Below are 24,934 nucleotides of genomic sequence, written 5' to 3' on the forward strand. Positions count from 1 at the left end.
TTATTGTGGTTTTTCAAATGGCTTGTCGAAGGTGATTTTGGGATCTTTCCATGGCCCTTCCACCTTGTACTGAACACTGGCGAAACGCGAGACCCGATCGCCGATCAGCTTGTCGATGAGGAACAGTGCGCCACCAATGGCCGGCGCGCCCACGATCAACGCAGCAATTGGCAGGTTGTTGGTCACAGGCAGTGTCACCAACAACTTGGCATCGATACGATCGGCCACCAGATCCAGGGTGCCGTTGATCTCCAGATTGCTCGACGGCCCTGTCAGGGTAATCGGCTCACGGGTCACAAACACACCGTTACTGGCGACCAGCAAGCCCTTGACTCGGTCGTAGCTCAGGCCCTTGCCGAGCAAGTCCGAGAAGTCCAGGCGTAAGCGCCGGCCAATCGAGTTGAAGTTCAGCAGGCCGAATACCCGCAACGCCTGGGCCCCACCTTCCACCTCGACAAACTGGCCCTTGCGGAACGACGCATCCAGGCTGCCGGAGAAACGCTTGGGACCGACCCAGGCCGGCGAACCCGGCCAACGCCCGTCCACGTCCAGATGGAAACTCTCGCTGGTCACGGTCGGCGCAAAGCCCCAGCCCTTGAGCACATCGGCGATGTTCTTGCCGTCCAGGCGCCCCTTGTACCAACTGTTGGTGGCGCCCGGCACACCTTCCCAGCCACCGGCCCCCTTGAGCTGCATGCCCTTGAGGCCCAGGTCGAGGTTGTTGAAGGCCATGCCCTTGGCCGTCGGGCGAACTTTCAATGACCAGGCGCCGATCAAGTCAGGCCCCTGGAACAACTGGTCAATCGCGATATCCAGCGCCGGAATGTCCTTGGGGTCAATATCGGCCAGGGGATCAGGTGCATTTTCATCGGCCTGTACCGTCGGATCGACCGCAGGCAGCTTCACGTATTGCAGGTTGATGGCAATCGGGGCGCCCTTGGCATCCGGCAGGCCAACAGTGCCCTTGGCTTGCTGGCTGTCGAATTGCAGGCCCCAGGCGGCGGGCTTGCGATCCAATTGCAGGTTGACCTGGTCGAAGCGAGTACCAAGCCCCGTCAGCTTGCCGATCTTGAAATCAGCACTGCTCAACAGTTGCTTGGCGTTGCCACCGGGATCATTGCCGGCATAACGGTCCACCAGTTTCTTCCAGGGATCGATATCCAGCTCCGACAGCACACCACGAATCCGCAGCCCCTTGCCACCCGGCAGCAAGGCATCGCCATCACCGAGGAACAGCTCGCCACGGCCCTGGGCAAAGTTGTCTGCGGGCGCGGCGAAGGTAAAGTTCGCCAGTTCACCGTAGTCAAACCAGTAACGCCGTTCCTTACCCTGCAAGGTCATGCGGAACACGCTGTCACGCCCCTGGCTGGCGGGCATGCCAAACGGTGCCGGCAAATCTACCGCCACGCCCTTGAGGTTAGAGCTGACCATCAGTTGGCTATCGGCACCATCCAGGTCGAGCTGCAACTGATACGGGATGTCCCCGGACACCGGCAGTGGCTGGCTGACTTTCAGCCAGTCGGTGAGCCGCTTGACCGTCACCTGGCCCTTGGCCGTGACCCGTGTGCTGAGATTGCCCGGCTTGCCGCCGGCAGCAATCTGCGCCGTGATAGGCCGGTCGAAGGCTTGGGCGCTGATGTTCTGCCCACTCAGGCCCTTGGCGCTGTCGAAGCGGAACTCGCCTTTGAGCTGGTTCAGATCCAGGGTAGGTTCGGCCAGTTGCAGGCGTGCCTTGTCGGTCTTGAAATCCACCACGATGTTCGGCTCGGTACCCTTGGCCAGGGGAATATCCAGGTTCAGCGAACCTTGCAGGTCGCCCTCGCCTTTCCATCCGGCAAACGTCGATGCCGTGCCGATGGGCGCTTCCTGGAGGATCTTCAGGCCATCGCCCAACCCGCCGGCAAACCCACCCGTGAGCAGCAGGTGGCTGTCATGCCCAGGCAGCGCATGGGGAATATTGACGTAGATGTCCTTGACCTTGGTGTCGAGCAATTGCCCCTTGCTGGCCAGGATGCGCACGCCGGTTTCTTCGACAAACACTTCACCGGCGACCTTGCTGACATGGGGCCAGCCGGGCTGGAACGCCAGTTCGGCGTCGCGCACCTTGAAGAACAGGCTGATATTGCGCGCGGCCGTCACCGCATCATGGTTCAGCGAGCCTTGATACTGGAAGAAACCTTCATCGACCGCCCCCTTGAGAATGGCCGTACTCAGCCATTCATCCAGGGCCGGGCTGAGGACCGCCGGCAGATACTTGGGGGTAAAACGCCCATCACCGTCGACCATGCCGACCCGCAGGTCCATGTAGTCTTCCTGGCTATGATCGAAATGCAGGCGAATCAGGAAATCCGCCGCGATCTTGCCCTCTTCGCCCAGCACCTTGATGTACGGCGCAATCAAGGTGAAACCTTGCTTATCCAGTTTCCACGTCAGGCGGGCATTGGCCTGGATGTATTGCCAAGGCTTGTCGAAAATCGGGAACAGATGCAAGGCAAAGTCCTTGCTGTCCATGCGCAGCTCACCCTGGCCCAGGTCACCGCTGATACTGCCGGACACATTGCGCGCCGCTGGCGCGCCGAAATAGGCGTCAAAACCCACGCGGTCAAGGTTGGCGGCAAAGCTGACGCGCTGGTCGCCCGTCTCCTGGGGACGATAATCCACCCGCACATTGCGCAGCATGCCTGTGGCCTTCAGCGCCTCGACGGTCTTGGCAAAACCTTCCGGCAGCGGCGCCAGGGCGTTGAGCAATGGGGTGATGGGCGTCAGGTTCAGGCGGTCAGCCTGCAAGTTCCAGATTTCCTGGGTCTTGTCGGTGGCCAGGGTTTGCTGCAATTGCAGGTGCGACTCCCAGCGAGTCTCCCCCAGGTTCATGGCCAACGAATCGAAGACAACCTTCAGGCCGCTGTCACTGCGTTGCAGGTAAGCCGTCAAGGCCAGGTTCTGGATGCTTGCAGGCTTGCGCTGGGCGTAGCGGACTTTTACCTGCGGTGCATTGAGCCGGGCGGCCGCGCTTTGCAACGTGCCGTTGGCCCAGGTCAGCCAGAACTCGCCGCCGGCTTTCAGTTCGCTGAGTTTCCAATCACCCGTCAACTTTGCCGGAACCCACTGCGCCCAGTTGCTCTGGGGCAGGCTCAGGTATGCCTGGACTTCACCGTCCTTCCACTGGCTGGCACGGATCCGCGTACGCAGGCTAAGGGCCAGCGGCTGCCCATCAGGCAGGGTCAGGCGGGCGTCGAGGCGCTGGCGAGTCGCGCCGGTTTGCAGGCTCAAACCCACATAGGTCAAGGTCAGCGGCGCCTGCTCGAACGGCTGCAAGGTCACCTGGCTGTCCAGCAGCGAGACCTTCGCCACGGCCTGCATGCGCTTGAGCAACTGCTCCGGATCCAGGGGCTGGTCGTCCTGCATCGGCAGGCCTTGCAGTGCCCACTGGCCGTCCTTGCCTTCCTTGACGCTGACCTGCAAGCCGCTGACTTCCAGGTGGGCGATACGCACATCCCACGCCAGCAGGCTGGCCCAGACGTCAGGCACCACTTGCACCTGGTCCAGGCGCAAGGCACTGCTGCCCTCGCCGACCATCACATCATGGGCCAGCAGTACCGGGGCAAAGCCGCTCCAGCGCCCTTCCAGGCTACCAATACTCAGCGGCATATCGACCGCCGCCTGTGCCTTGGCCTCGATTTCGGCGCGATACTCCGCGACCAGCGGCGTCAATTCACGGCCCAGGCTGACGTAGACCGCCGCCAGCACCAACAGCAATGCACACAGGCCAAGGCCCCAACGGGTCAGTGCGGCAAAAAAGCGTTTCAGACGCTCCATGTCAGGCGACCCTCAAGGTAATAGTCGGACGGCAGATCACGGTCTGCCGGTCTCGTTGAAAAAGACTGATGCCGATCAGAGCAGCACCACGTCGTATTGTTCCTGGGAATACATGGTTTCGACCTGGAAACGGATGGTGCGGCCAATAAAACCCTCCAACTCCGCAACGTTGCCCGACTCTTCGTCGAGCAAGCGGTCAACCACCTTCTGGTTGGCCAAGACTCTATAACCCTCGGCCTGGTAAGCGCGTGCCTCCCGTAGGATTTCCCGGAAAATCTCGTAGCAAACCGTTTCCGGGGTCTTCAATTTACCGCGCCCCTGGCAGCTGCTGCACGGCTCGCACAGCACCTGCTCAAGGCTTTCGCGAGTACGCTTGCGGGTCATCTGCACCAGGCCCAACTCGGTGATACCGATGATGTTGGTCTTGGCGTGATCGCGCTCCAGTTGTTTTTCAAGGGTGCGCAATACCTGGCGCTGGTGCTCTTCATCTTCCATGTCGATGAAGTCGATGATGATGATCCCGCCCAGGTTGCGCAGACGCAGTTGGCGAGCGATGGCGGTGGCAGCTTCGAGGTTGGTCTTGAAGATGGTTTCTTCAAGGTTGCGATGGCCGACAAAGGCACCGGTGTTAACGTCGATGGTGCTCATCGCTTCCGCCGGGTCCACTACCAGGTAGCCACCGGACTTGAGCGGCACCTTGCGCTCCAGGGCCTTCTGGATTTCATCCTCGACGCCATACAGGTCGAATATCGGCCGTTCACCGGGATAGTGCTCCAGGCGATCGGCGATTTCCGGCATCAGTTCGGCAACAAATTGCGTGGTGCGCTGGAAGGTTTCCCGCGAGTCGATGCGAATTTTCTCGATCTTGGGGCTGACCAGGTCGCGCAGGGTACGCAGGGCCAGGCCCAGGTCTTCATAGATGACGCTCGGTGCGCCGATCGTCTTGATCTGGGTATCAATCTGATCCCACAGGCGACGCAGATAGCGGATATCCATGAGGATTTCATCGGCACCGGCGCCCTCGGCGGCGGTGCGCAGGATAAAGCCACCCACTTCCTTGATGCCTTCGGCCGCCACGCAATCACTGACGACCTTTTTCAGGCGCTCACGCTCGCCTTCATCTTCTATCTTCAAGGAAATGCCGACGTGGGCAGTGCGCGGCATGTACACCAGATAGCGCGAAGGAATCGACAGTTGCGTGGTCAGGCGTGCGCCCTTGGAGCCAATCGGGTCCTTGGTGACTTGCACCACCAGGCTCTGCCCTTCGTGTACCAGGGCGCTGATGCTCTCGACCGCCGGACCTTCGCGCAGGGAAATTTCCGAAGCATGGATAAATGCAGCACGGTCCAGGCCGATATCGACAAACGCCGCCTGCATGCCCGGCAATACCCGCACGACCTTGCCTTTATAGATGTTGCCGACAATCCCGCGCTTCTGGGTGCGCTCGACATGCACTTCCTGCAAGACACCGTTTTCTACCACCGCCACGCGCGATTCCATCGGCGTGATATTGATCAGAATCTCTTCACTCATGGCTGGGTCTCGTTCAGGCGTTTTCACAATAGTGGCCGATCGCTTATAGGTGGCGCTGGAGTAAAGCGTTCAGCGCGCGCAAAGGTGTTGCCAACAGGGTATGCCGAAATGGCCCAGCAGTTCTGCTGTTTCGCAGACCGGCAGGCCGACGACCGCGGAGTAACTGCCATTGAGCCCGGCGACAAACACCGCTGCCAGCCCTTGGATAGCATAGCCGCCCGCCTTGTCCTGGGGCTCACCGCTGTGCCAGTAAGTCGTTGCTTCTTGTGTTGAAACCTTGCGAAAGCGCACGCGACTACTGACCAGGCGCGTTTCACAGCGCTGGTCATCAAGCACCGCAATGGCGGTAAGGACTTCGTGTTCACGATCAGAAAGGGCCAGCAACATGGCCAAGGCATCGGCCTGGTCCAGGGGTTTCCCAAGGATCCGGCCATCAAGGATGACGGCAGTATCGGCCCCCAACACGCAGGCATTTGTGGTATCGGCCAATGTCGCCAGGCCAGCGGCGGCTTTGCCACGGGCCAGGCGCTCGACGTAGGACGCAGGCGATTCGTCGCCCAGGGGCGTTTCATCAATGGCGGCGTTGACCACGGTGAACGGCACGCCGATCTGGGTCAGCAGTTCACGTCGCCGAGGAGAGCCGGAGGCCAGATAAAGTGCATGCATTGCAGACTCTCCCTGTGGGTTCGATAACCAGGCAGAGCCTCGCACCCCACTCAATTGATTTTATAGCGACGACACAAACCACGCAGGCCAAAGCTGATCCATGGCCACAACAGCGCACTGACCAGGGCCGGCAAGACCAGCGCCAGGGTCGGCTGACGGTTGCCGGTCAAGGCACTGAGCCACAGTTGCACCAACTGGGCCAGGCCGAAGATCACCAGAATCACCAGGCTCTGCTGCCACATCGGAAACATGCGTAAGCGTTGCTGCAACGACAACACCAGAAAGGTAATCAGGGTGAGGATCAACGCGTTCTGGCCCAGCAACGTGCCATACATGACGTCTTCGGCCAGCCCCAGGCACATGGCCGTGACCATCCCGACCTTGTGCGGCAAAGCCAGCGACCAGAAGGCCAGCAGCAATGCGAGCCACAGCGGGCGCAGGATTTCCATGAACTGCGGCATCGGCGAGACGCTGAGCAGCATGCCGATGGCGAAGGTCAGCCAGACTATCCAGCCATTGCGCGAATGAGTACCGGCCATTATTGCGCCCTCTGTCGGGTGGTTGCCGGCGCAGCTGCAGGTGCCGCTGGTGTCGTTGCCGCGGGTTTCACAGGGCGAGCAGGCTGGGCTGGCGTCGCCACGGCAGGCGTGGTGGTTGCAGGCGGTGTCGTAACGGTTGCAGCTGGCGCTGCAGGCTTGGGTACGGTTGCCGGAATAATCGGCGTCGTGCTGCCTTCTTGCCGGTCCTGCGCTTCCTGGGCCTGGGCGGCTTCGTTGGCGCGCTCTTCCGGCGTGCGGGTGTCACTGAACACCAGCAACAGGTAGCGGCTGCGGTTCAGCGCAGCCGTCGGCACCGCGCGGACAATCGCAAAGGGCTGGCCGGAATCGTGGATCACTTCCTTGACCGTCGCCACGGGGTAGCCTGCCGGGAACCGCTGGCCAAGGCCGGAGCTGACCAGCAGGTCACCTTCCTTGATGTCGGCGGTGTCCGCCACATGCCGCAGTTCCAGGCGCTCCGGGTTGCCCGTGCCGCTGGCAATAGCCCGCAGGCCGTTGCGGTTGACCTGCACCGGAATGCTATGGGTGGTGTCGGTCAGCAGCAGCACGCGGGAGGTATAGGGCATCAACTCCACCACCTGCCCCATCAGGCCACGGGCATCGAGCACCGGCTGGCCAAGAACCACGCCATCGCGCTCGCCCTTGTTGATGATGATGCGGTGGGTGAAAGGGTTGGGGTCCATGCCGATCAACTCGGCCACTTCGACCTTTTCGTTGACCAGCGCGGAAGAATTGAGCAACTCGCGCAGTCGAACGTTCTGCTCGGTCAGGGCCGCCAGCTTTTGCATGCGCCCCTGCAACAGCAGGTTTTCGGTCTTGAGTTTTTCGTTCTCGGCCACCAGTTCGGTACGGCTGCCAAATTGGCTGGCCACACCTTGCCATAGCCGTTGTGGCAGGTCAGTGATCCAGTAGGACTGCATCAATACCAGCGACATCTGGCTACGCACTGGTTTGAGCAGTGTGAAGCGGGCATCGACCACCATCAGCGCGACCGATAGCACGACCAGCACCAACAAGCGCACGCCCAATGAGGGGCCTTTAGTGAAGAGCGGTTTAATAGGCCGCTCCTCCCGGGCAGATATTCTCTTTATTCATACGGCATCAAACCGGCCTGGATGCAGATTGAAGAAGATAAACGCCAACAGGCAGCACTGCAAAGTGCTGCCTGTTGGCGAAACATGGCGCAACCAACGATCTTATTCGCTGGAGAGCAGGTCCATGGTGTGTTTATCCATCATTTCCAGTGCACGACCACCGCCACGAGCCACACAGGTCAGCGGGTCTTCGGCGACGATCACCGGCAGACCGGTTTCCTGGGCCAGCAACTTGTCGAGGTCGCGCAGCAAGGCGCCACCACCGGTCAGTACCAGGCCACGCTCGGCGATATCGGAAGCCAGTTCCGGCGGCGATTGCTCCAGGGCGCTTTTTACTGCCTGAACGATGGTGGCCAGGGACTCTTGCAGAGCTTCCAGCACTTCATTGGAGTTCAGGGTAAAGGCACGTGGCACGCCTTCGGCCAGGTTGCGACCGCGCACATCGACTTCGCGCACTTCGCCACCCGGGTAAGCGGTGCCGATTTCCTGCTTGATGCGCTCGGCGGTGGATTCGCCGATCAGGCTGCCGTAGTTACGGCGCACATAAGTGATGATCGCTTCGTCGAAGCGGTCGCCGCCTACGCGTACGGATTCGGCATACACCACACCATTGAGGGAAATCAGGGCGATCTCGGTGGTACCACCACCGATATCCACCACCATCGAACCGCGCGCCTCTTCAACCGGCAGGCCGGCACCGATCGCAGCAGCCATTGGCTCCTCGATCAGGAACACTTCACGAGCACCGGCGCCAAGGGCCGATTCACGGATGGCACGACGCTCCACCTGGGTGGACTTGCAGGGCACGCAGATCAGCACACGAGGGCTGGGCTGCAGGAAACTGTTTTCGTGAACCTTGTTGATGAAGTACTGCAGCATCTTCTCGCAGACGCTGAAGTCGGCGATCACGCCGTCTTTCATCGGACGAATGGCGGCAATGTTGCCAGGTGTACGGCCGAGCATCCGCTTGGCCTCGGTGCCCACGGCAACGACACTTTTCTGATTACCATGGGTCCGAATGGCCACAACCGATGGCTCATTCAGGACGATACCGCGCTCGCGCACGTAAATAAGGGTGTTGGCAGTGCCCAGGTCAATGGAAAGATCGCTGGAAAACATGCCACGCAGTTTCTTGAACATGGGAAAGGGACCCTAGGCAACGCGTGGGTAAAAAAGTGCGGCAAACTCTAACAACGACAGGGATTTTGGGCAAGGCGCCAATGTGCTAAATTGACCGACTTTCTGTGCACCTAACCCCACAATCGCGGCCATATGACCGTAGAAATGCGGTAGTGTTCCGACAATCTAACACACGGATAGCTTCCGTTCTGTTTTCCACTGGAGAATCCCATGGCGCTTGAACGCTCCGACGTGGAAAAAATCGCTCATCTGGCCTGCCTGGGCCTCAATGAAGCCGATCTTCCACAGACCACCGCAGCCCTGAACAGCATTCTCGGGCTGGTCGACCAAATGCAGGCCGTCAATACCGACGGCATCGAGCCCCTGGCTCACCCACTGGAAGCCAGCCAGCGCCTGCGCGCAGACGTCGTGACCGAGCGCAATCACCGCGAGGCCTACCAGTCCATCGCACCAGCGGTCGAAAACGGCCTGTACCTGGTTCCGAAAGTCATCGACTAAAGGGAAAGAGCCTGCAATGCATCAAATGACTCTGGCCGAGATCGCCCGCGGTCTCGCCGACAAAAAGTTTTCTTCCGAAGAGCTGACCCAGACCCTGCTGGCACGTATCGCCGCACTGGATCCGAAGGTCAACAGCTTCATCAGCCTCACCGAGGAGCTGGCCCTAGGCCAGGCCAAGGCCGCCGACGCCCGTCGCGCCAACGGTGAAAACGGCGCGCTGCTGGGTGCGCCAATCGGTCACAAGGACCTGTTCTGCACCCAGGGCATCCGCACCAGTTGCGGCTCGAAGATGCTCGACAACTTCAAGGCGCCCTACGACGCCACTGTCGTCGCCAAGCTGGCCGAGGCCGGGGCTGTGACCCTGGGCAAGACCAACATGGACGAGTTCGCCATGGGCTCGGCCAACGAATCGAGCTACTACGGCGCGGTGAAAAACCCGTGGAACCTGGAGCACGTGCCTGGCGGTTCGTCCGGTGGTTCGGCCGCAGCCGTTGCTGCGCGCTTCCTGCCGGCCGCCACGGCCACCGATACCGGCGGCTCGATCCGCCAGCCTGCGGCATTCACCAACCTCACCGGTTTGAAACCGACGTACGGTCGCGTTTCCCGCTGGGGCATGATTGCCTACGCGTCCAGCCTCGACCAAGGCGGCCCTCTGGCTCGCACTGCCGAAGACTGCGCAATATTGTTACAAGGCATGGCTGGGTTCGATACAAAGGACTCCACCAGCATCGATGAGCCGGTGCCGGACTACAGCGCCAGCCTCAATACCTCGCTCAAGGGCCTACGCATCGGCGTGCCGAAAGAGTACTTCAGCGCCGGTCTCGACCCGCGTATCGCCGAACTGGTGCACAACAGCATCAAGGAGCTGGAAAAGCTTGGCGCGGTGATCAAGGAAATCAGCCTGCCGAACAACCAGCACGCAATTGCGGCTTATTACGTGATCGCCCCGGCTGAAGCCTCGTCCAACCTGTCGCGTTTCGACGGCGTACGTTTCGGCTACCGCTGTGAAGACCCGAAAGACCTCACCGACCTGTACAAGCGCTCCCGTGGCGAAGGCTTCGGCGTGGAAGTACAGCGCCGGATCATGGTCGGTGCCTACGCCCTGTCGGCTGGCTACTACGATGCGTACTACCTCAAGGCGCAGAAAATCCGACGCCTGATCAAGAACGACTTCATGGCGGCCTTTAATGAAGTCGACGTGATCATCGGCCCGACCACGCCGAACCCGGCCTGGAAGATCGGTGCCAAGACCGGCGACCCGATCGCCGAGTACCTGGAAGACCTGTACACCATCACCGCCAACCTCGCGGGCTTGCCAGGCTTGTCCATGCCAGCCGGTTTCGTCGACGGGCTGCCGGTGGGCGTGCAGTTGCTCGCCCCGTATTTCCAGGAAGGCCGCTTGCTCAATGTGGCGCACCAGTACCAGTTGAACACTGACTGGCACACTCGCACCCCAACCGGCTTCTGAGGAGAACACTATGCAATGGGAAGTTGTGATCGGGCTGGAGATTCATACCCAGCTCGCCACCCAATCGAAGATTTTCTCCGGTAGCGCCACCACGTTCGGCTCTGAGCCCAACACCCAGGCCAGCCTGGTAGACCTGGGCATGCCCGGCGTATTGCCAGTACTGAACCAGGAAGCGGTGCGCATGGCGGTGATGTTCGGCCTGGCGATTGACGCCGAGATCGGCCAGCACAACGTGTTTGCGCGCAAGAACTACTTCTACCCGGACCTGCCCAAGGGCTACCAGATCAGCCAGATGGAGTTGCCGATCGTCGGCAAGGGCTACCTGGACATCCCGCTGGAAGACGGCACGATCAAACGTGTCGGTGTGACCCGTGCGCACCTGGAAGAAGATGCCGGCAAGAGCCTGCATGAAGAATTCAACGGCGCCAGCGGCATCGACCTGAACCGCGCCGGGACGCCGCTGCTGGAAATCGTATCCGAGCCGGACATGCGCAGTGCCAAGGAAGCCGTGGCCTACGTCAAGACGATCCACGCGCTGGTGCGTTACCTGGGCATCTGCGACGGCAACATGGCCGAAGGCTCCCTGCGTTGCGACTGCAACGTGTCGGTGCGGCCAAAAGGCCAGGCCGAGTACGGCACCCGCTGCGAGATCAAGAACGTCAACTCGTTCCGCTTCATCGAGAAGGCGATCAACACCGAAGTGCGTCGCCAGATCGAATTGATCGAAGACGGCGGCAAGGTGATCCAGCAGACCCGCCTGTACGACCCGAACAAAGACGAAACCCGCGCCATGCGCAGCAAGGAGGAAGCCAACGACTACCGTTACTTCCCCGATCCGGACCTGTTGCCGGTGGTGATCGAGGACTCGTTCCTCAATGACGTGCGCGCCACCCTGCCAGAATTGCCACCGCAAAAACGCGAGCGCTTCCAGGCGCAGTTCGGTCTTTCGGTGTACGACGCCAGCGTCCTGGCGTCGAGCCGCGAGCAAGCGGACTACTTCGAAAAAGTCGTGAGCATCGCCGGCGACGCCAAACTGGCGGCCAACTGGGTCATGGTCGAGTTGGGCAGCCTGTTGAACAAGCAGGGGCTGGAAATCGACGAAGCACCGGTCTCGGCCGAGCAGTTGGGCGGCATGTTGCTGCGCATCAAGGACAACACCATCTCCGGCAAAATCGCCAAGACCGTGTTTGAAGCCATGGCCAGCGGTGAAGGCAGTGCCGACGAGATCATCGAGAAGCGCGGCCTCAAGCAAGTCACCGACAGCGGCGCCATCTCGGCCGTTCTTGATGAAATGCTCGCGGCCAACGCCGAGCAGGTCGAGCAGTATCGCGCGGCGGATGAAGCCAAGCGCGGCAAGATGTTCGGCTTCTTTGTGGGCCAGGCGATGAAGGCCTCCAAAGGCAAGGCCAACCCGCAACAGGTGAACGAATTGCTCAAGAGCAAGCTCGAAGGCTGATAACGGTTGCCGCCCTGTAGGAACCGGCTTCTGTAGGAGCTGGCTTGCCTGCGATAGCATCACCTCGGTGCATCTGAAACACCGAGGCGCCCGCATCGCAGGCAAGCCAGCTCCTACAGGGGTCGGTCCCCACATCAATTTTGGGGACACCTTGAAAATGAAGCGTCTGCTCGGCCTCCTGGCCCTGTTCTCCCTGCTCACCGGCTGCGCCAGCGGCATGATCGACCCCAACGGCTACGACGAAACCGGCACCGCGTCCTACTACGGCGCCAAGCACCACGGCAAGAAAACCGCCAGCGGTGAACCCTTCAACCAACACGCCCTGACCGCCGCTCACCGGCGCCTGCCGTTCGGCACGCGGGTCAAGGTTACCAATCTTGCCAACGACAAATCCGTGGTGGTGCGCATCAATGATCGCGGCCCGCACATCCGTGGCCGGTTGATCGATCTTTCACGCCAGGCCGCCGAGCAGTTGGGTATGCTGCGCAGCGGCACCGCGCGCGTGCGCGTGCAAGCCCTGAACAACTGACTGACGGAGCCCTGGCCATTTTCGGATTAAGCGCCCTCTCGCCCATGAGCCTGATTGAACTGATCAGCGGCCTGCTGCTGCTGATTGCCGGTGCCGAAATGCTGGTGCGCGCCGCCGTGCGCCTGGCCGCCAGCCTCAAGGTCAGGCCGCTGATCATAGGCTTGAGCATCGTCGCCTTTGGCAGCAGCGCGCCACAAATCGCCGTCAGCCTGCAAGCCACCCTCGCCGGTAACACCGATATTGCGGTGGGCAGTGTGATTGGCAGCAGCATCTTCAATATCCTCGTGACGCTTGGCCTCTCGGCGCTGATCATTCCCCTGCGCGTGTCGCGGCAATTGGTGCGCCTGGATATCCCGGTGATGATCGGCGCCAGCATGCTGCTGTTTATTCTCGCCAGTGATGAAGAACTGACACCGCTTGACGGCCTGGCCTTGCTTGCCGCCCTGCTCGCCTACCTGGGTCTGTTGCTGTACCAGACCCGCCACTCGCGCCGCCCACGGACCCGCGACACGGTGGTACAGGCGCCGTGGCTGAGCAGTTTGCTGTGGATGATCGGCGGGCTCGTGTTGCTGATGTTCGCCGGGCATCTGGTGTTGGGAGCGGCGGTGGAAGTGGCCAGCGACCTGGGCCTGTCCGAGCGGGTGATCGGCCTGACCATCGTTGCCGTCAGCACGTCCCTGCCGTGCCTCGCAACCTCACTGATCGCCGCCCTGCGCGGCGAACGGGAGATTGCGGTGGGGAACGTGATCGGCAGCAACCTGTTCAATCTGTTGGGAGTGCTGGGCTTTACCGCGCTGGTGGCGCCGTTGCCCTTGTCGGTGTCGCCCAACGCCCTGGATTTCGACTTGCCGGTGATGCTCGGCGTCGTGGTGTTGTGCCTGCCGGTGTTTTACACCGGCTACCGCATCACCCGCGCCGAAGGTTTGCTGCTGCTGGGGTTGTACCTGGCTTATGGGCTGCACGTGGTGTCATTCACCACGGGCATGCCGCTGGCCAACAAACTTGAACAATTGATGCTGTATTACGTCCTGCCAGCGCTGGTGGCGTTCCTGTTATTCACCTCGCTGCGAGCCTGGCGCCGTCAACACAAGAGGGAGTCGCAATGACCGATCAAGCGAAATCCGGCGTAGAAATGCGTCGCCAGGTAATGGGCGATGCGTTTGTCGATCGCGCCCTGGGCAATGCCACCGAGTTCACTCAGCCGTTGCAGGACTTCGTCAACGAACATGCCTGGGGTGGAGTGTGGAACCGTGAAGGCCTGCCGCTGAAGACCCGCAGCCTGATTACCCTCGCGGCGCTGACCGCCTTGAAGTGCCCGCAAGAACTCAAGGGCCATGTACGCGGTGCGCTGAACAATGGCTGTACTGTTGAAGAAATTCGCGAGGCACTGCTGCATTGCGCGGTGTATGCCGGCGTGCCGGCGGCGATTGATGCGTTTCGGGCGGCCCAGGAAGTGATCGACAGTTATCAGCAACCCCCTTTGTAGGAGCGAGTTTGTCTCCTACACCCAGCCACCCGCCTGCAACACAAAGATCCCGATATTGGTGGTCACCGCCGCCATCAAGGTGGTGATCACAATAATCGCCGCCGCCAGTTCATGATTACCCTGGGCCGCACGGGCCATGACAAAACTGGCAGCGGCCGTCGGCGCGCCGAAATACAGGAACAGAATCCCCAACTCCGGCCCCCGGAAGCCATACAACCAAGCCCCCAGCGTTGCCACGACCGGCAAGCCAATCATCTTCACCAGGCTGGCGCTCAACGCCATGTTGCCGCTTTGGCGCAATGCAGCCAGTGACAAAGTGCCGCCAATGCAGATCAGGGCCATGGGCAGCGTCATGTCCGCCAGGTACTGACCGGAGGTTTGCAGCCAACCGGGCAGGCCAATCTGGAAATAGGCAAACGGTGTGGCGGCAATCACGCTGAGAATCAACGGGTTGGCCAGTACGCTCTTGCAGATGCTCCACGGGTCAGACTTGATCACCGGGCTATAGACTGCCAGCACGATGGTCGACAGGGTGTTGTAGAACAGGATCACCAGCCCCGCGAGGATCGCCCCGAGGGAGATCCCGTAGTCCCCATACATGCTGGCCGCCAGTGCCAGGCCGATCACTCCGTTATTGCCGCGAAATGCCCCTTGGGCATAGATGCCCCGATCCTCACGCGGGCAACGAAAGATCGCCCAGCCCCAGGCCAGGGCAAAGCTGACGACCGTGGCCAAGGAGAAATAGATCAGCAGTTCTGGCTTGAGCGCCGAATGCAGGTCGGCGTGCAGAATCCCCAGAAACAGCAACGCCGGCATGGTGACGTTGAACACCAGGGCCGATGCGGTGTGGATAAAGTTGTCGTTGATCCAACTGATGCGCTTGAGCAACGCCCCCAGGAACAGCATGGCAAACACCGGTGCGGTGATGGTGAGCGTCGCAAGGAAAATGGCGAGCATGCTGTATCAGCCTTAAGTCCTGTTTTCAGGGAGTTGCAATGATAAAGCAGTGGCACCGACTGTTCACATTTCATTTCTAAACATGAGCACTAACTAAAAAATAAAAACAGGGAACTGTGCCTATTTTGTAGGAGGTAATACCAAGCTCTCGCTTGAGAGTCGACTGTCCCACAAACCACTACACAGGCTCCCACGCACTAACGAGAATCCACACCTCTGTTTCATCAACGCTGCCCCTGAAAATCCCCTCCTGTAACAACTGAATAACTCCAGGGGGGACTCATGCGTAGATCCGTCAGCCATTTATACAACGTGCATATCAGAAGCTGGGACGATCAGGACATCAAGGGGTATACCGAGCTGCTCAGTGACCCCGAAGCGATGAAGTTCATTTCAGCCGGCACCACCCGGGACATGGCCGCTGCCACAAACGAAATCTCGACCTTCAAAAAAGAAATGGCCGACCAGAACTGGTCACGCTGGGCAGTGAGCATTGGCCTGGAGGGTTCATTTATCGGTTATGCCGGGTTCGCAAAGAAAGAATACGGGATCAACTTCGGCAACCGTTTCCTGAGGAAATACTGGGGAACACCCTACCCCTTTATCGCCATTCACCTGGCACTTGAATACGGGTTTAAACACTTGGGTTTCGAGAAGATTTACACCCTGACCAATATCCAACATCACCGTGCACTGGAAATGAACAGGGCCTTTTTGCACGCACCACACATCGCGGGGCAAGTGATTGAAACCCCTTATGGCCCGCACGTGAAAATTGATCTTACCTGCGAGCGGTTCAAGGAAATCAGCCCTGCCAACCTGGCGCGCATCGAGCGGTTTTCGCGCCGGATGAAAACCGCCGAGCAAACCAAGCTGGCCTGACGACCATCATCACTTGAGTAGGCCCCCTTGAAAGACAATCTACCTCCACCAGCCCCCCTTCATTCTGTAGCGGGCCTATGCACCCGGGAAGTCTGGGCCTATCCCTGCTGGCTACGCCCACTGTACCTGCCCTTTGGCTGCGTGCTGGCAGGCCTGCGCCTGCTATCAATGGTCATGGTGAGTCTGATCGCCTGGCCGTTACCTCTGGCTGTCAGACGCATCATGTATCGAGGCCTTCTAGGGATAATGGGTATCCGGATCCGCTGCACACACTCATCACGGCAAATCGCCCTTCTCACCGACGGCTGCGTGGTGGCCGCCAATCACGTCAGCGTGATTGACCCGTTCGCCATCCTGGCGATGCCTGGCGCGACGCTGGTGGCGTCCAGCGGTTACAACCGTTTTATCGCCTTCACGGCCTTCCTGCTGCTCAAATGCTCGGGTGGGCAGTTCTGGAACGGTGCAGATAAGAAGGCCTTCTCCCGCAACCTGCATAAACTGCGCACCCACCCACAAGGCACCGCGCTTTACACCACCCCCGAAGCGACCATTAACAATGGCCGGGGCTTGTATCGCTTTCGCGCGGGGCTGTTGAGCCGCGGCTTGCCCGTGGTGCCGCTGGCCGGACGCCTGATTTTACCCTTCGGCCTAGTCGCCAGCCCGCTGCATGCTTCTGGCCTGGCGAGCTTCCTACGTGTGCTGATGATGCCCTGGGCCATCTGCGAAATGACCTACCTGGAGCGCCTCGAACGCCAGGAGCAGCAAAGTGGCCAGGCGTTTGCCGACCAGGTCCAGGCACGCATTGCCCAACACCTGGGTATCGCTGCGACCCTGTGGACCCGCGAGGATAAACACCAGTATCGCCAGCTAGATAAGCAGGTACGCCCGTGACCACAGCTGACACAACCCATGTAATCTTCGACTTTGACCAGACTCTGGTGAACCACGAAAGCACCCTGGAAGTCATCAAGTCGGCGCTTGGCGACGGCCCCGGCGCCCAGGCTACGCTGGAGCAACTGCAACGGCTGGCGCCCAAGGCGTTGGCCGGCCGGGCCAGTACCTGGGAGCTGCTGTCCTTGATCAAGGTGATCCCGCGCATCCGCAAGCGCCATATCAACCACTATGTCGACGCGATCATTGGCAGCCTCGACCCGGACCTGATGCTGATGCTGCGTAACCTGCAACGCGAGGGCACACAAGTGCATATCCTGTCCGGCGGCTACATCGAGTGGATCGCCCCCATCGCCCGCTCGCTGGATATCGACACACACAACGTGATCGCCAACCGTCTGTTCTGGGCCGGTTCGCGGGCCCTATGCCCCTGGCCCTCACCGCTGATAAATCCCGGGCGCGGCAAGAGCAGAATCGTCGGGCAATGGCGCCAGAGCGGCAAGCTCAAGGGCCGGGCCGTGATCGTCGGAGATGCCCGCTCTGACCATCAGGTGTATGTCGATGGCTGGGTAGACGGCTTTGTCTGTGCGGACTACTACACGCGCCACCCCATGCCTGCAATGTCCGGGCACATCCTTCGCGCGACCAGCCCGCAACAGGTCTACCCCCATCTGCAGGCATTGATCAGCGCGTTGCCCTAACCCCAAGGCCTAGGTGATCGGCGCCGGATTGAACAAGGTAATGTCATTGTGCAGTTTGTGCCTCTCAGCCCAGGTCTGCTTCTTGCCGCTGGCCACATCCAGATAGAAGTGGAACAACTCCCATCCCAACTCTTCGATGGTTGCACGGCCAGTGGCGATCCGCCCGGCATCGATATCGATCAGGTCCGGCCAGCGCTGCGCCAGTTCCGTACGGGTCGAGACCTTCACCACCGGCGCCATCGCCAGCCCATAGGGCGTGCCGCGACCGGTGGTGAACACATGCAGGTTCATCCCCGCCGCCAGTTGCAAGGTGCCGCAGACAAAATCGCTGGCCGGTGTCGCGCAGAAGATCAGGCCTTTGCCCTTGAACCGTTCGCCAGGCCCAAGCACGCCATTGATCGCGCTGCTGCCGGATTTGACGATGGAGCCCAGGGACTTCTCGACAATATTCGACAACCCGCCCTTCTTGTTGCCCGGCGTGGTATTGGCGCTGCGGTCGGCCTCGCCCTTGGCCAGGTAGCGGTCGTACCAGTCCATTTCCCGCACCAGTTCCCGGGCAACATCCTGGTTTTCCGCGCGGGAAGTCAGCAGGTAAATGGCATCGCGCACTTCGGTGACTTCGGAAAACATCACCGTCGCCCCCGCCCGTAACAACAAGTCCGAGGCGTAACCCAGCGCCGGGTTGGCCGTGATCCCGGAAAAAGCGTCACTGCCACCACATTGCATACCGAGGATCAGCTCCGACGCCGGTACGGTTTCGCGACGGCGCAGGTCGAGTTTCTTCAGGCGGGTTTCGGCCAATTCCATGATCTGCTCGATCATTTCGGTGAAACCATGGCTTGCGTCCTGCAGGCGATACAACCACGGTTCACTGAGGTCCACCGAGCTGTCGTTGTCGTGCATCACCTGCCCGGCCTGCAGTTTCTCGCAGCCCAGGCTGATCACCAGGGCTTCGCCACCCAGGTTCGGGTTGCGCGCCAGGTTACGCACGGTACGGATCGGGATATAGGCGTCGGTGGCGGTAATGGCCACGCCACACCCGTAGCTGTGGGTCAGGGCCACCACGTCATCGACATGCGGGTACTTGGGCAGCAACTCGCCCTTGATGCGCTTGACCGCCTGGTCCAGCACGCCGGTCACGCACTGCACGGTGGTGGTGATGCCGAGGATATTGCGCGTGCCCACGGTGCCATCCGCGTTGCGATAGCCTTCGAAGGTAAAACCTTCCAATGGCGCCTGGGCCTCGGGCACTTCGGTGGACAGCGGCAAGCTGTCCAGCGGCGGCGCCGTTGGCATACGCAACTGATCTTCCTGGACCCAACTGCCTCGCGGTATCGGCTGCAAGGCGTAACCGATGGTCTGGCCATAGCGAATAATCTGACCGCCTTCGGGGATATCTTCCAGGGTCACCTTGTGGCTCTGGGGAATGAACTCCACGGTCACCAGGCCGTCCGGGAACTCGGTCCCGGCCGGCACGCCCTGGTCATTGACCACAATCACTACATTGTCGCGCTCGTGCAAACGAATGGAGCGCGGCGAGTCGGCATGTTCAATCAACTGCATCGCACGGCCCCTTCAGGATTGCGCTTGGGTAAGGTTAGTCAACTCGGGGCCTTTGCTCGGTGGTTCGTTGAGCACCACGCGCTTGATCGGACCGACGATCACCAGATAGCTGAACACCGCCACCAGCGCGTTGGCGCCGACGAACACCAGGGCCCACTTGAACGAGCCGGTGGTGCTGATGATGTAGCCAATCACGATCGGCGTGGTGATCGAAGCCAGGTTGCCAAAGGTGTTGAACAAGCCACCGCTGAGGCCGGCGATCTGTTTCGGCGAGGTGTCGGACACCACCGCCCAACCCAGTGCGCCAACGCCTTTGCCGAAGAAGGCCAGGGCCATGAAGCCGACGACCATCCATTCCACGTCCACATAGTTGCAGGCAATGATGCTGCTGGAGACCAGCAGGCCGGCAATGATCGGCGCCTTGCGTGCGAAGGTCAGGGAATGGCCCTTGCGCAGCAAGTAGTCGGAAATAACCCCACCCAAGACACCGCCAATAAACCCGCAGATCGCTGGCAGCGAGGCGATAAAGCCGGCCTTGAGGATGGTCATGCCACGGTCCTGCACCAGGTACACCGGGAACCAGGTCAGGAAGAAGTAGGTAATGCCGTTGATGCAGTACTGGCCCAGGTACACACCGAGCATCATGCGATTGGTCAGCAACTGGCGGATGTAATCCCACTTCGGCCCGTCGGTTTTCTTACCCTTGGCCTTGTCCTGATCCATATCGACCATCGCCCCGTTGGCGGCGATGTGATTGAACTCGGCCTCGTTGATCAACGGGTGCTGGCGCGGGCTGTAGATCACTTTGAGCCAGATCAGCGAGAACACGATACCGATCAGACCCATCACGATAAACACATGCTGCCAGCCGAAGCTGTAGACGATCCAGCCCATCAGCGGTGCAAACAACACCGTGGCGAAGTACTGCGCCGAGTTGAAGATCGCCGAGGCCGTACCGCGCTCGGCGGTGGGGAACCAGGCCGCGACAATCCGCGCATTACCGGGAAAGGAAGGCGCTTCTGCCAGGCCGACCAAAAAGCGCAGCATGAACAGCGCAACCACGGCGGTGGAGACCCCGAACTCACCGACATAGCCTTGCAGCACGGTGAACAGCGACCAGGTGAAGATGCTCAGGGCATAGATTTTTTTCGAGCCGAACCGGTCCAGCAGCCAGCCGCCGGGGATTTGCCCGGCCACATAGGCCCAACCGAATGCAGAGAAGATGTAACCGAGGGTGACCGCGTCGATGCCGAGGTCTTTTTGCAGGCTGGAACCTGCGATGGCGATGGTGGCACGGTCGGCGTAGTTGATCGTGGTCACCAGGAACAGCATGAGCAAGATCAAATAACGGACGTGCGTCGGCTTGGTCGCTTGCATGTAGATGTACTCCCACTAATTATTTTTTTTGCGGGTAATGGTTGTGTGTTGCGTAACGCTGGCTCTTGTAGGAGCGAGCTTGCTCGCTCCTACAGAAACCCCCTCTTTCCGGGGCTGGGTTTATGAGCCGATGTAGCTGGTTTTCACCACGGTGTAGAACTCTTGCGCATAGCGACCTTGCTCACGCGAACCGTAGGATGAACCCTTCCGGCCACCGAAGGGAACGTGATAATCCACACCCGCCGTCGGCAGGTTGACCATCACCATCCCGGCCTGGGAGTGGCGCTTGAAGTGGTTGGCGTATTTGAGCGAGGTGGTGGCGATGCCCGCCGACAAGCCGAACTCGGTGTCATTGGCCATGGCCAGCGCCGCCTCGTAGTCCGCCACGCGCACCACATTGGCCACGGGGCCGAAGATTTCTTCACGACTGATGCGCATGGCGGCTTCGCTGTCGGCAAACAGCGTCGGCGCCAGGAAGTAACCTTCGGTGTCGCAGGTCACCAGGCCACCACCGCTGACCAGCCGCGCGCCTTCGCCCTGGCCGATGTCGATGTATTTCAAGTCCTGGTCCAATTGAGCCTGGGACACCACTGGGCCAATATCGGTCCCGGCATGCAGGGCATGCCCGACCTTGATCGACTGCATGCGCTCGGCCATGGCCGCGACGAACCGGTCATGAATCCCGGCCGTCACGATAAAGCGACTGGACGCCGTGCAACGCTGGCCGGTGGAGTAGAACGCGCTCTGCACCGACAACTCGACGGCCTGCTTGAGGTCGGCATCATCGAGGATGATTTGCGGGTTCTTGCCGCCCATTTCCAACTGCACCTTGGCCTGGCGCGACACACAACTGACCGCGATCTGCCGCCCTACGCCCACGGAGCCGGTGAAGCTGACACCATCGACCTTCGGACTGTTGACCATTGCATCACCGACTACACGGCCACTGCCCATCACCAGGTTGAACACGCCACTGGGGAAGCCGGCGCGGGAGATGATTTCTGCCAGCGCCCAGGCACAGCCGGGCACCAGCTCCGCCGGTTTGAGCACCACGCAGTTGCCGTAGGCCAGGGCCGGAGCGATTTTCCAGGCGGGGATGGCAATCGGGAAGTTCCACGGAGTGATCAGGCCCACCACGCCCAAGGCTTCACGAGTGACTTCGACATTGACCCCAGGGCGCACCGACGGAAGGTAATCACCGGACAGACGCAGGCATTCGCCGGCGAAAAACTTGAAGATATTGCCGGCGCGGGTCACTTCGCCAACGGCTTCGGGCAGGGTCTTGCCCTCTTCGCGGGCCAGCAGCGTGCCGAGTTCTTCACGGCGCGCGAGGATCTCGCTGCCGACTTTATCCAGGGCGTCATGCCGGGCCTGGATGCCGGAAGTCGACCATGCCGGGAACGCCCCGCGGGCGGCGTCGATGGCGGCGTTGACCTGGGCCAGATCGGCCTTGGCAAAATCGCCGATGACATCCGACAGATCCGACGGGTTGATGTTGCTTGAGTAGTCAGCACCGGCCACCCACTGGCCACCGATGTAGTTGTCAAAACGCTTGGCTTGGGACACGAATCTTCTCCTGACGCAAAAAGCCGCTGATGACTCAGCGGCTTTGTTATTGGGTTACTGCGCGCCTTGCTTATCGATCAGCGCAGCCAGGGCTTCGTACTCTTCCGGCAGCAGATCGGTCAGCGGGGTACGCACCGGGCCTGCGTCATAGCCGGCGATTTTTGCGCCCGCCTTGACGATGCTCACGGCATAACCGGCCTTGCGATTACGGATGTCCAGGTAAGGCAGGAAGAAGTCGTCGATGATCTTGTCGACGGTGGCGTGATCTTCCCGGGCAACTGCATGGTAGAAGTCCATCGCGGTTTTCGGAATGAAGTTGAACACAGCCGAGGAATACACCGGCACGCCGAGGGCCTTGTAGGCAGCGGCGTAGACCTCTGCGGTCGGCAAGCCGCCCAGGTAGCTGAAACGGTCACCCAGACGGCGACGGATCGACACCATCAGCTCGATATCACCCAGGCCATCCTTGTAGCCGATCAAGTTCGGGCAACGTTCGGCCAGGCGCTCCAGCAGTGGAGCGGTCAGGCGGCAGACGTTGCGGTTGTAGACCACCACGCCAATCTTCACCGATTTGCACACCGCCTCGACGTGGGCGGCGACACCGTCCTGGCTGGCTTCGGTCAGATAATGCGGCAGCAGCAACAGGCCCTTGGCCCCCAGGCGCTCGGCCTCCTGGGCGTATTCGATGGCCTGGCGCGTGGAGCCGCCAACACCGGCGAGAATCGGTACGCTGGTGGCGCAGGTATCAACAGCAGTTTTCACCACTTGGGAATATTCACTGGCTGCCAGGGAGAAAAACTCACCGGTACCGCCGGCTGCAAACAGAGCGGTGGCGCCGTAAGGGGCCAGCCACTCCAGGCGCTTGATATAGCCCGCCTGGTTGAAATCACCCTGGGCGTTGAAATCGGTCACTGGGAAAGACAGCAGACCGTGGGAGAGGATGGACTTCAGTTCTTGTGGATTCATTATTCGAACACCCTGGGTAAAGACTATCAATGAACAGTTATTGTTAATGTCGTACGTCATCGTACAACTATAAAATCGTTCGTCAATATTATTTCGTCGCTTGCCAGGATTTTGCGTTCGTTTATAGAGAGCGCCTTGACGTAGGAAATTATTCCTCTATCCTCGTGACAACTGTATATACATACAGTTAATAAGGAAGAGTCCTACGACATAGCAAGGAGCTAACATGTCAGAACTTAAATCGATCAACATCAAAAACCCTATCCCTTCCCTGCGCTTCGAGGGCGGCGAGCACACCGCCATTGGCGATGACACCCAACTGCGTTTTGTGCAGGGAGAACCCTCTATTCCGGGGGCTAACGTCGAGTTGCACCTGCCCAACGGCCTGGCCCTGACCTATGGCCAGATCATCTCCCTGGGGGGGGATTTCTACGGCATTCCCGGTCAACCCATCAGCGATGGCGCGTCGGCAGCCGACCGCGTGCAACGCTTTAGCGCGGCCTTCAACTCGCTGGCAACGTTGCCGGCATCGCGGGCCGAAGCGGGCCAAATCCTCGCGGTCATGCAAAAAGAGATCAATGCAGTCAAGCAGGCCATCAAGGACGGCAAACAACCGCACGAGGCCTATGATGCATTAGGAGATACGTTGTCTGAAGAGTGGAACCGTATCACTGGCGGCGGCAGCGTCGTATCAGCGATGGTGCCACTGGGTCGCTATCTGAAGCTGGCGGCCGACAATGCCGACCATTTCGGTGAATGGGCGCTGTCAGCCTACCTGGCCGGGCATACCGCCGCCCTGCAACAAGCGGTAGTGGCTCACCAGAACGGCAGTGATCAGCAATTGGAATTGGCCTACGCCATGAACAGCTTTGCCGATCACTTTTTGACCGATCTGTTTTCTGCGGGCCACCTGCGCGTCCCGCGCAAGCAACTGGCGGCGGTGGTCACACCAGGTGAATTGGGTTCGCTGATCAGTCGTTTTATGCACGATGAAGACAGCAAGTTCGGGCTTAACGTGCGCAACGCCCTGGGAGATGAGTGGCATGCCTATGGTGACAAGCGCTATTTCGATAGCAACGATGCCGCCAACCGCACCCAGGTCAAGCGTGCCGTGCAGGCTTCGGCCGACGAGATATTCGACGCGTACATCAGCGGTATCGCGCCCTCCCCAGCCACGTTCAAGGCACCGCTGCATGTGCCGGACCTGAATGCGGCGAACAACCCGGCAAATAACTTTTCGCCATTGTTCAAGGCCGAAGGCGACAAGGTGCTGCGGCGCAAGGACGTCAACAACCTGAATGACAAGCAGTGGACCAATGATTGGTGGGGGTGGAGTACGTATTTGTTGCTTAAGGACTACAAGCCGAATAACCCGCTGCCTTGAGGTAGCCATAGTTCCCCTGTGTACGGATGACTCGCACACAGGGGACCGTTCGTCGTCACTGTGAATTCTGACAGTATCAGCGATATGCTTGCTGCCCCTAGATTGGATGCCACCACCAAGCTACCTCAACAGCAAGAGGTGCAGTCACCTTGGAGGCCCTTTACTAATCCAGAATAGTGAGGCACACCATGGCAACTAAAAAAAAATGCACGTTCACATCCAAATCCAATAAATCCAAACCCGGAACACAGAATATCGATGCTGCGGACCTACCCAATATCGGTGACACCGTTCAACTTGATGGTGATCCGCCTACATTGATCCTGGCCAAAAACTTCCATATCGACAATGGCGAAGTTACCCAAATCGACTTTACCCTGGCGTGATACACCTCCCCCGACAAA

Annotated in this window: 22 protein-coding genes; 11 read left to right on the plus strand and 11 right to left on the minus strand. The window is 60.1% G+C overall.

Translation table 11 applies throughout. The annotated features are described in order from the left end of the window. The 6 genes from BFQ03_RS24725 to mreB form a co-directional block, all read right to left on the minus strand. Nucleotides 1-3,816 carry a YhdP family protein gene (locus BFQ03_RS24725; RefSeq protein WP_065944208.1) on the minus strand — a complete coding sequence of 1,272 codons (3,816 nt, stop codon included), beginning with the start codon at nucleotides 3,814-3,816 and terminating at the stop codon, nucleotides 1-3. A gap of 75 nt (nucleotides 3,817-3,891) precedes the next feature. Further along, entirely contained in the window at nucleotides 3,892-5,349 is a 1,458-nt protein-coding gene (gene rng / locus BFQ03_RS24730) for a ribonuclease G (protein ID WP_032860098.1), read from the minus strand. Nucleotides 5,350-5,418: 69 nt separating this feature from the next. Next, complete coding sequence (locus BFQ03_RS24735; protein ID WP_032860099.1) at nucleotides 5,419-6,015, minus strand: Maf family protein; 597 nt, start codon at nucleotides 6,013-6,015, stop codon at nucleotides 5,419-5,421. Nucleotides 6,016-6,065: 50 nt separating this feature from the next. Continuing rightward, nucleotides 6,066-6,554, minus strand: a complete 489-nt coding sequence (mreD, locus tag BFQ03_RS24740; protein ID WP_032860100.1) for a rod shape-determining protein MreD — start codon at nucleotides 6,552-6,554, stop codon at nucleotides 6,066-6,068. Next, nucleotides 6,554-7,630: a rod shape-determining protein MreC gene (gene mreC, locus BFQ03_RS24745; protein ID WP_082445572.1), complete on the minus strand. Its 1,077-nt coding sequence runs from the start codon at nucleotides 7,628-7,630 to the stop codon at nucleotides 6,554-6,556. The genes mreD and mreC overlap by 1 nt, the downstream gene beginning before the upstream one ends. Nucleotides 7,631-7,768: 138 nt before the next feature. Continuing rightward, on the minus strand, nucleotides 7,769-8,806 hold the full coding sequence (mreB, locus tag BFQ03_RS24750) for a rod shape-determining protein MreB (RefSeq protein WP_002555108.1): 1,038 nt from the start codon (nucleotides 8,804-8,806) through the stop codon (nucleotides 7,769-7,771). A 210-nt stretch (nucleotides 8,807-9,016) separates the two neighbouring features. Between mreB and gatC the strand changes: the two genes are divergently transcribed. The 6 genes from gatC to BFQ03_RS24780 all read left to right on the plus strand — a co-directional run bounded on the left by gatC (nucleotide 9,017) and on the right by BFQ03_RS24780 (nucleotide 14,243). Next, nucleotides 9,017-9,304 (plus strand): Asp-tRNA(Asn)/Glu-tRNA(Gln) amidotransferase subunit GatC, encoded by a 288-nt coding sequence (gene gatC, locus BFQ03_RS24755; protein ID WP_032860102.1) that lies wholly within the window; start codon nucleotides 9,017-9,019, stop codon nucleotides 9,302-9,304. A 16-nt stretch (nucleotides 9,305-9,320) separates the two neighbouring features. Further along, nucleotides 9,321-10,772, plus strand: a complete 1,452-nt coding sequence (gene gatA, locus BFQ03_RS24760; protein WP_032860103.1) for an Asp-tRNA(Asn)/Glu-tRNA(Gln) amidotransferase subunit GatA — start codon at nucleotides 9,321-9,323, stop codon at nucleotides 10,770-10,772. Between the two features lie 10 nt (nucleotides 10,773-10,782). Next, nucleotides 10,783-12,228 (plus strand): Asp-tRNA(Asn)/Glu-tRNA(Gln) amidotransferase subunit GatB, encoded by a 1,446-nt coding sequence (gene gatB, locus BFQ03_RS24765; RefSeq protein WP_032860104.1) that lies wholly within the window; start codon nucleotides 10,783-10,785, stop codon nucleotides 12,226-12,228. 157 nt (nucleotides 12,229-12,385) lie between these two features. Beyond that, nucleotides 12,386-12,757, plus strand: a complete 372-nt coding sequence (locus BFQ03_RS24770; protein WP_032860105.1) for a septal ring lytic transglycosylase RlpA family protein — start codon at nucleotides 12,386-12,388, stop codon at nucleotides 12,755-12,757. A 44-nt stretch (nucleotides 12,758-12,801) separates the two neighbouring features. Continuing rightward, nucleotides 12,802-13,863: a calcium/sodium antiporter gene (locus BFQ03_RS24775; protein ID WP_032860106.1), complete on the plus strand. Its 1,062-nt coding sequence runs from the start codon at nucleotides 12,802-12,804 to the stop codon at nucleotides 13,861-13,863. Beyond that, complete coding sequence (locus BFQ03_RS24780) at nucleotides 13,860-14,243, plus strand: carboxymuconolactone decarboxylase family protein (protein ID WP_032860107.1); 384 nt, start codon at nucleotides 13,860-13,862, stop codon at nucleotides 14,241-14,243. The genes BFQ03_RS24775 and BFQ03_RS24780 overlap by 4 nt, the downstream gene beginning before the upstream one ends. A gap of 15 nt (nucleotides 14,244-14,258) precedes the next feature. On the opposite strand, the gene BFQ03_RS24785 is transcribed toward BFQ03_RS24780, so the two are convergent. After that, on the minus strand, nucleotides 14,259-15,200 hold the full coding sequence (locus BFQ03_RS24785; protein ID WP_065944209.1) for an AEC family transporter: 942 nt from the start codon (nucleotides 15,198-15,200) through the stop codon (nucleotides 14,259-14,261). 282 nt (nucleotides 15,201-15,482) lie between these two features. Here BFQ03_RS24785 and BFQ03_RS24790 point away from each other — a divergent pair, with 282 nt between their 5' ends. The 3 genes from BFQ03_RS24790 to BFQ03_RS24800 all read left to right on the plus strand — a co-directional run bounded on the left by BFQ03_RS24790 (nucleotide 15,483) and on the right by BFQ03_RS24800 (nucleotide 17,674). Further along, a complete protein-coding gene (locus tag BFQ03_RS24790; RefSeq protein ID WP_050593344.1) occupies nucleotides 15,483-16,082 on the plus strand; it encodes a GNAT family N-acetyltransferase in 600 nt (199 codons plus the stop codon). Nucleotides 16,083-16,328: 246 nt separating this feature from the next. Beyond that, on the plus strand, nucleotides 16,329-16,973 hold the full coding sequence (locus tag BFQ03_RS24795; RefSeq protein WP_083204911.1) for a 1-acyl-sn-glycerol-3-phosphate acyltransferase: 645 nt from the start codon (nucleotides 16,329-16,331) through the stop codon (nucleotides 16,971-16,973). Continuing rightward, nucleotides 16,970-17,674, plus strand: coding sequence for an HAD-IB family phosphatase (locus BFQ03_RS24800; RefSeq protein ID WP_032860110.1), 705 nt, complete (start codon nucleotides 16,970-16,972; stop codon nucleotides 17,672-17,674). Before BFQ03_RS24795 ends, BFQ03_RS24800 begins: the two co-directional genes overlap by 4 nt. Nucleotides 17,675-17,683: 9 nt before the next feature. Here BFQ03_RS24800 and garD read toward each other — a convergent pair whose 3' ends face one another. The 4 genes from garD to kdgD form a co-directional block, all read right to left on the minus strand. Next, nucleotides 17,684-19,237, minus strand: coding sequence for a galactarate dehydratase (gene garD / locus BFQ03_RS24805; RefSeq protein ID WP_065944211.1), 1,554 nt, complete (start codon nucleotides 19,235-19,237; stop codon nucleotides 17,684-17,686). Nucleotides 19,238-19,249: 12 nt separating this feature from the next. Continuing rightward, entirely contained in the window at nucleotides 19,250-20,614 is a 1,365-nt protein-coding gene (locus BFQ03_RS24810) for an MFS transporter (protein WP_032860112.1), read from the minus strand. A gap of 120 nt (nucleotides 20,615-20,734) precedes the next feature. After that, nucleotides 20,735-22,180: an aldehyde dehydrogenase family protein gene (locus BFQ03_RS24815; protein WP_065944212.1), complete on the minus strand. Its 1,446-nt coding sequence runs from the start codon at nucleotides 22,178-22,180 to the stop codon at nucleotides 20,735-20,737. A 54-nt stretch (nucleotides 22,181-22,234) separates the two neighbouring features. After that, nucleotides 22,235-23,146 (minus strand): 5-dehydro-4-deoxyglucarate dehydratase, encoded by a 912-nt coding sequence (gene kdgD / locus BFQ03_RS24820; RefSeq protein ID WP_032860114.1) that lies wholly within the window; start codon nucleotides 23,144-23,146, stop codon nucleotides 22,235-22,237. 226 nt (nucleotides 23,147-23,372) lie between these two features. On the opposite strand from kdgD, the gene BFQ03_RS24825 reads away from it, so the two are divergent. Beyond that, the gene (locus BFQ03_RS24825; protein ID WP_065944213.1) at nucleotides 23,373-24,530 is read left to right on the plus strand and encodes a phospholipase; all 1,158 of its coding nucleotides are present in this window, start codon (nucleotides 23,373-23,375) and stop codon (nucleotides 24,528-24,530) included. 188 nt (nucleotides 24,531-24,718) lie between these two features. Beyond that, nucleotides 24,719-24,916, plus strand: a complete 198-nt coding sequence (locus BFQ03_RS24830; protein WP_065944214.1) for a hypothetical protein — start codon at nucleotides 24,719-24,721, stop codon at nucleotides 24,914-24,916. Nucleotides 24,917-24,934: the final 18 nt, after the last annotated feature.

The organism is Pseudomonas sp. 25 R 14 (assembly GCF_900004755.1).
In the GTDB taxonomy this organism is placed as follows: Bacteria; Pseudomonadota; Gammaproteobacteria; order Pseudomonadales; family Pseudomonadaceae; genus Aquipseudomonas; species Aquipseudomonas brenneri.

Bases quoted from the DNA above. Each gene is read 5' to 3' on its own strand.
- BFQ03_RS24725 (WP_065944208.1), bottom strand. From the start codon at position 3,816: ATGGAGCGTCTGAAACGCTTTTTTGCCGCACTGACCCGTTGGGGCCTT.
- rng (WP_032860098.1), bottom strand. From the start codon at position 5,349: ATGAGTGAAGAGATTCTGATCAATATCACGCCGATGGAATCGCGCGTG.
- BFQ03_RS24735 (WP_032860099.1), bottom strand. From the start codon at position 6,015: ATGCATGCACTTTATCTGGCCTCCGGCTCTCCTCGGCGACGTGAACTG.
- mreD (WP_032860100.1), bottom strand. From the start codon at position 6,554: ATGGCCGGTACTCATTCGCGCAATGGCTGGATAGTCTGGCTGACCTTC.
- mreB (WP_002555108.1), bottom strand. From the start codon at position 8,806: ATGTTCAAGAAACTGCGTGGCATGTTTTCCAGCGATCTTTCCATTGAC.
- gatC (WP_032860102.1), top strand. From the start codon at position 9,017: ATGGCGCTTGAACGCTCCGACGTGGAAAAAATCGCTCATCTGGCCTGC.
- gatA (WP_032860103.1), top strand. From the start codon at position 9,321: ATGCATCAAATGACTCTGGCCGAGATCGCCCGCGGTCTCGCCGACAAA.
- gatB (WP_032860104.1), top strand. From the start codon at position 10,783: ATGCAATGGGAAGTTGTGATCGGGCTGGAGATTCATACCCAGCTCGCC.
- BFQ03_RS24770 (WP_032860105.1), top strand. From the start codon at position 12,386: ATGAAGCGTCTGCTCGGCCTCCTGGCCCTGTTCTCCCTGCTCACCGGC.
- BFQ03_RS24775 (WP_032860106.1), top strand. From the start codon at position 12,802: ATGAGCCTGATTGAACTGATCAGCGGCCTGCTGCTGCTGATTGCCGGT.
- BFQ03_RS24780 (WP_032860107.1), top strand. From the start codon at position 13,860: ATGACCGATCAAGCGAAATCCGGCGTAGAAATGCGTCGCCAGGTAATG.
- BFQ03_RS24785 (WP_065944209.1), bottom strand. From the start codon at position 15,200: ATGCTCGCCATTTTCCTTGCGACGCTCACCATCACCGCACCGGTGTTT.
- BFQ03_RS24790 (WP_050593344.1), top strand. From the start codon at position 15,483: ATGCGTAGATCCGTCAGCCATTTATACAACGTGCATATCAGAAGCTGG.
- BFQ03_RS24795 (WP_083204911.1), top strand. From the start codon at position 16,329: ATGGGTATCCGGATCCGCTGCACACACTCATCACGGCAAATCGCCCTT.
- garD (WP_065944211.1), bottom strand. From the start codon at position 19,237: ATGCAGTTGATTGAACATGCCGACTCGCCGCGCTCCATTCGTTTGCAC.
- BFQ03_RS24810 (WP_032860112.1), bottom strand. From the start codon at position 20,614: ATGCAAGCGACCAAGCCGACGCACGTCCGTTATTTGATCTTGCTCATG.
- kdgD (WP_032860114.1), bottom strand. From the start codon at position 23,146: ATGAATCCACAAGAACTGAAGTCCATCCTCTCCCACGGTCTGCTGTCT.
- BFQ03_RS24825 (WP_065944213.1), top strand. From the start codon at position 23,373: ATGTCAGAACTTAAATCGATCAACATCAAAAACCCTATCCCTTCCCTG.
- BFQ03_RS24830 (WP_065944214.1), top strand. From the start codon at position 24,719: ATGGCAACTAAAAAAAAATGCACGTTCACATCCAAATCCAATAAATCC.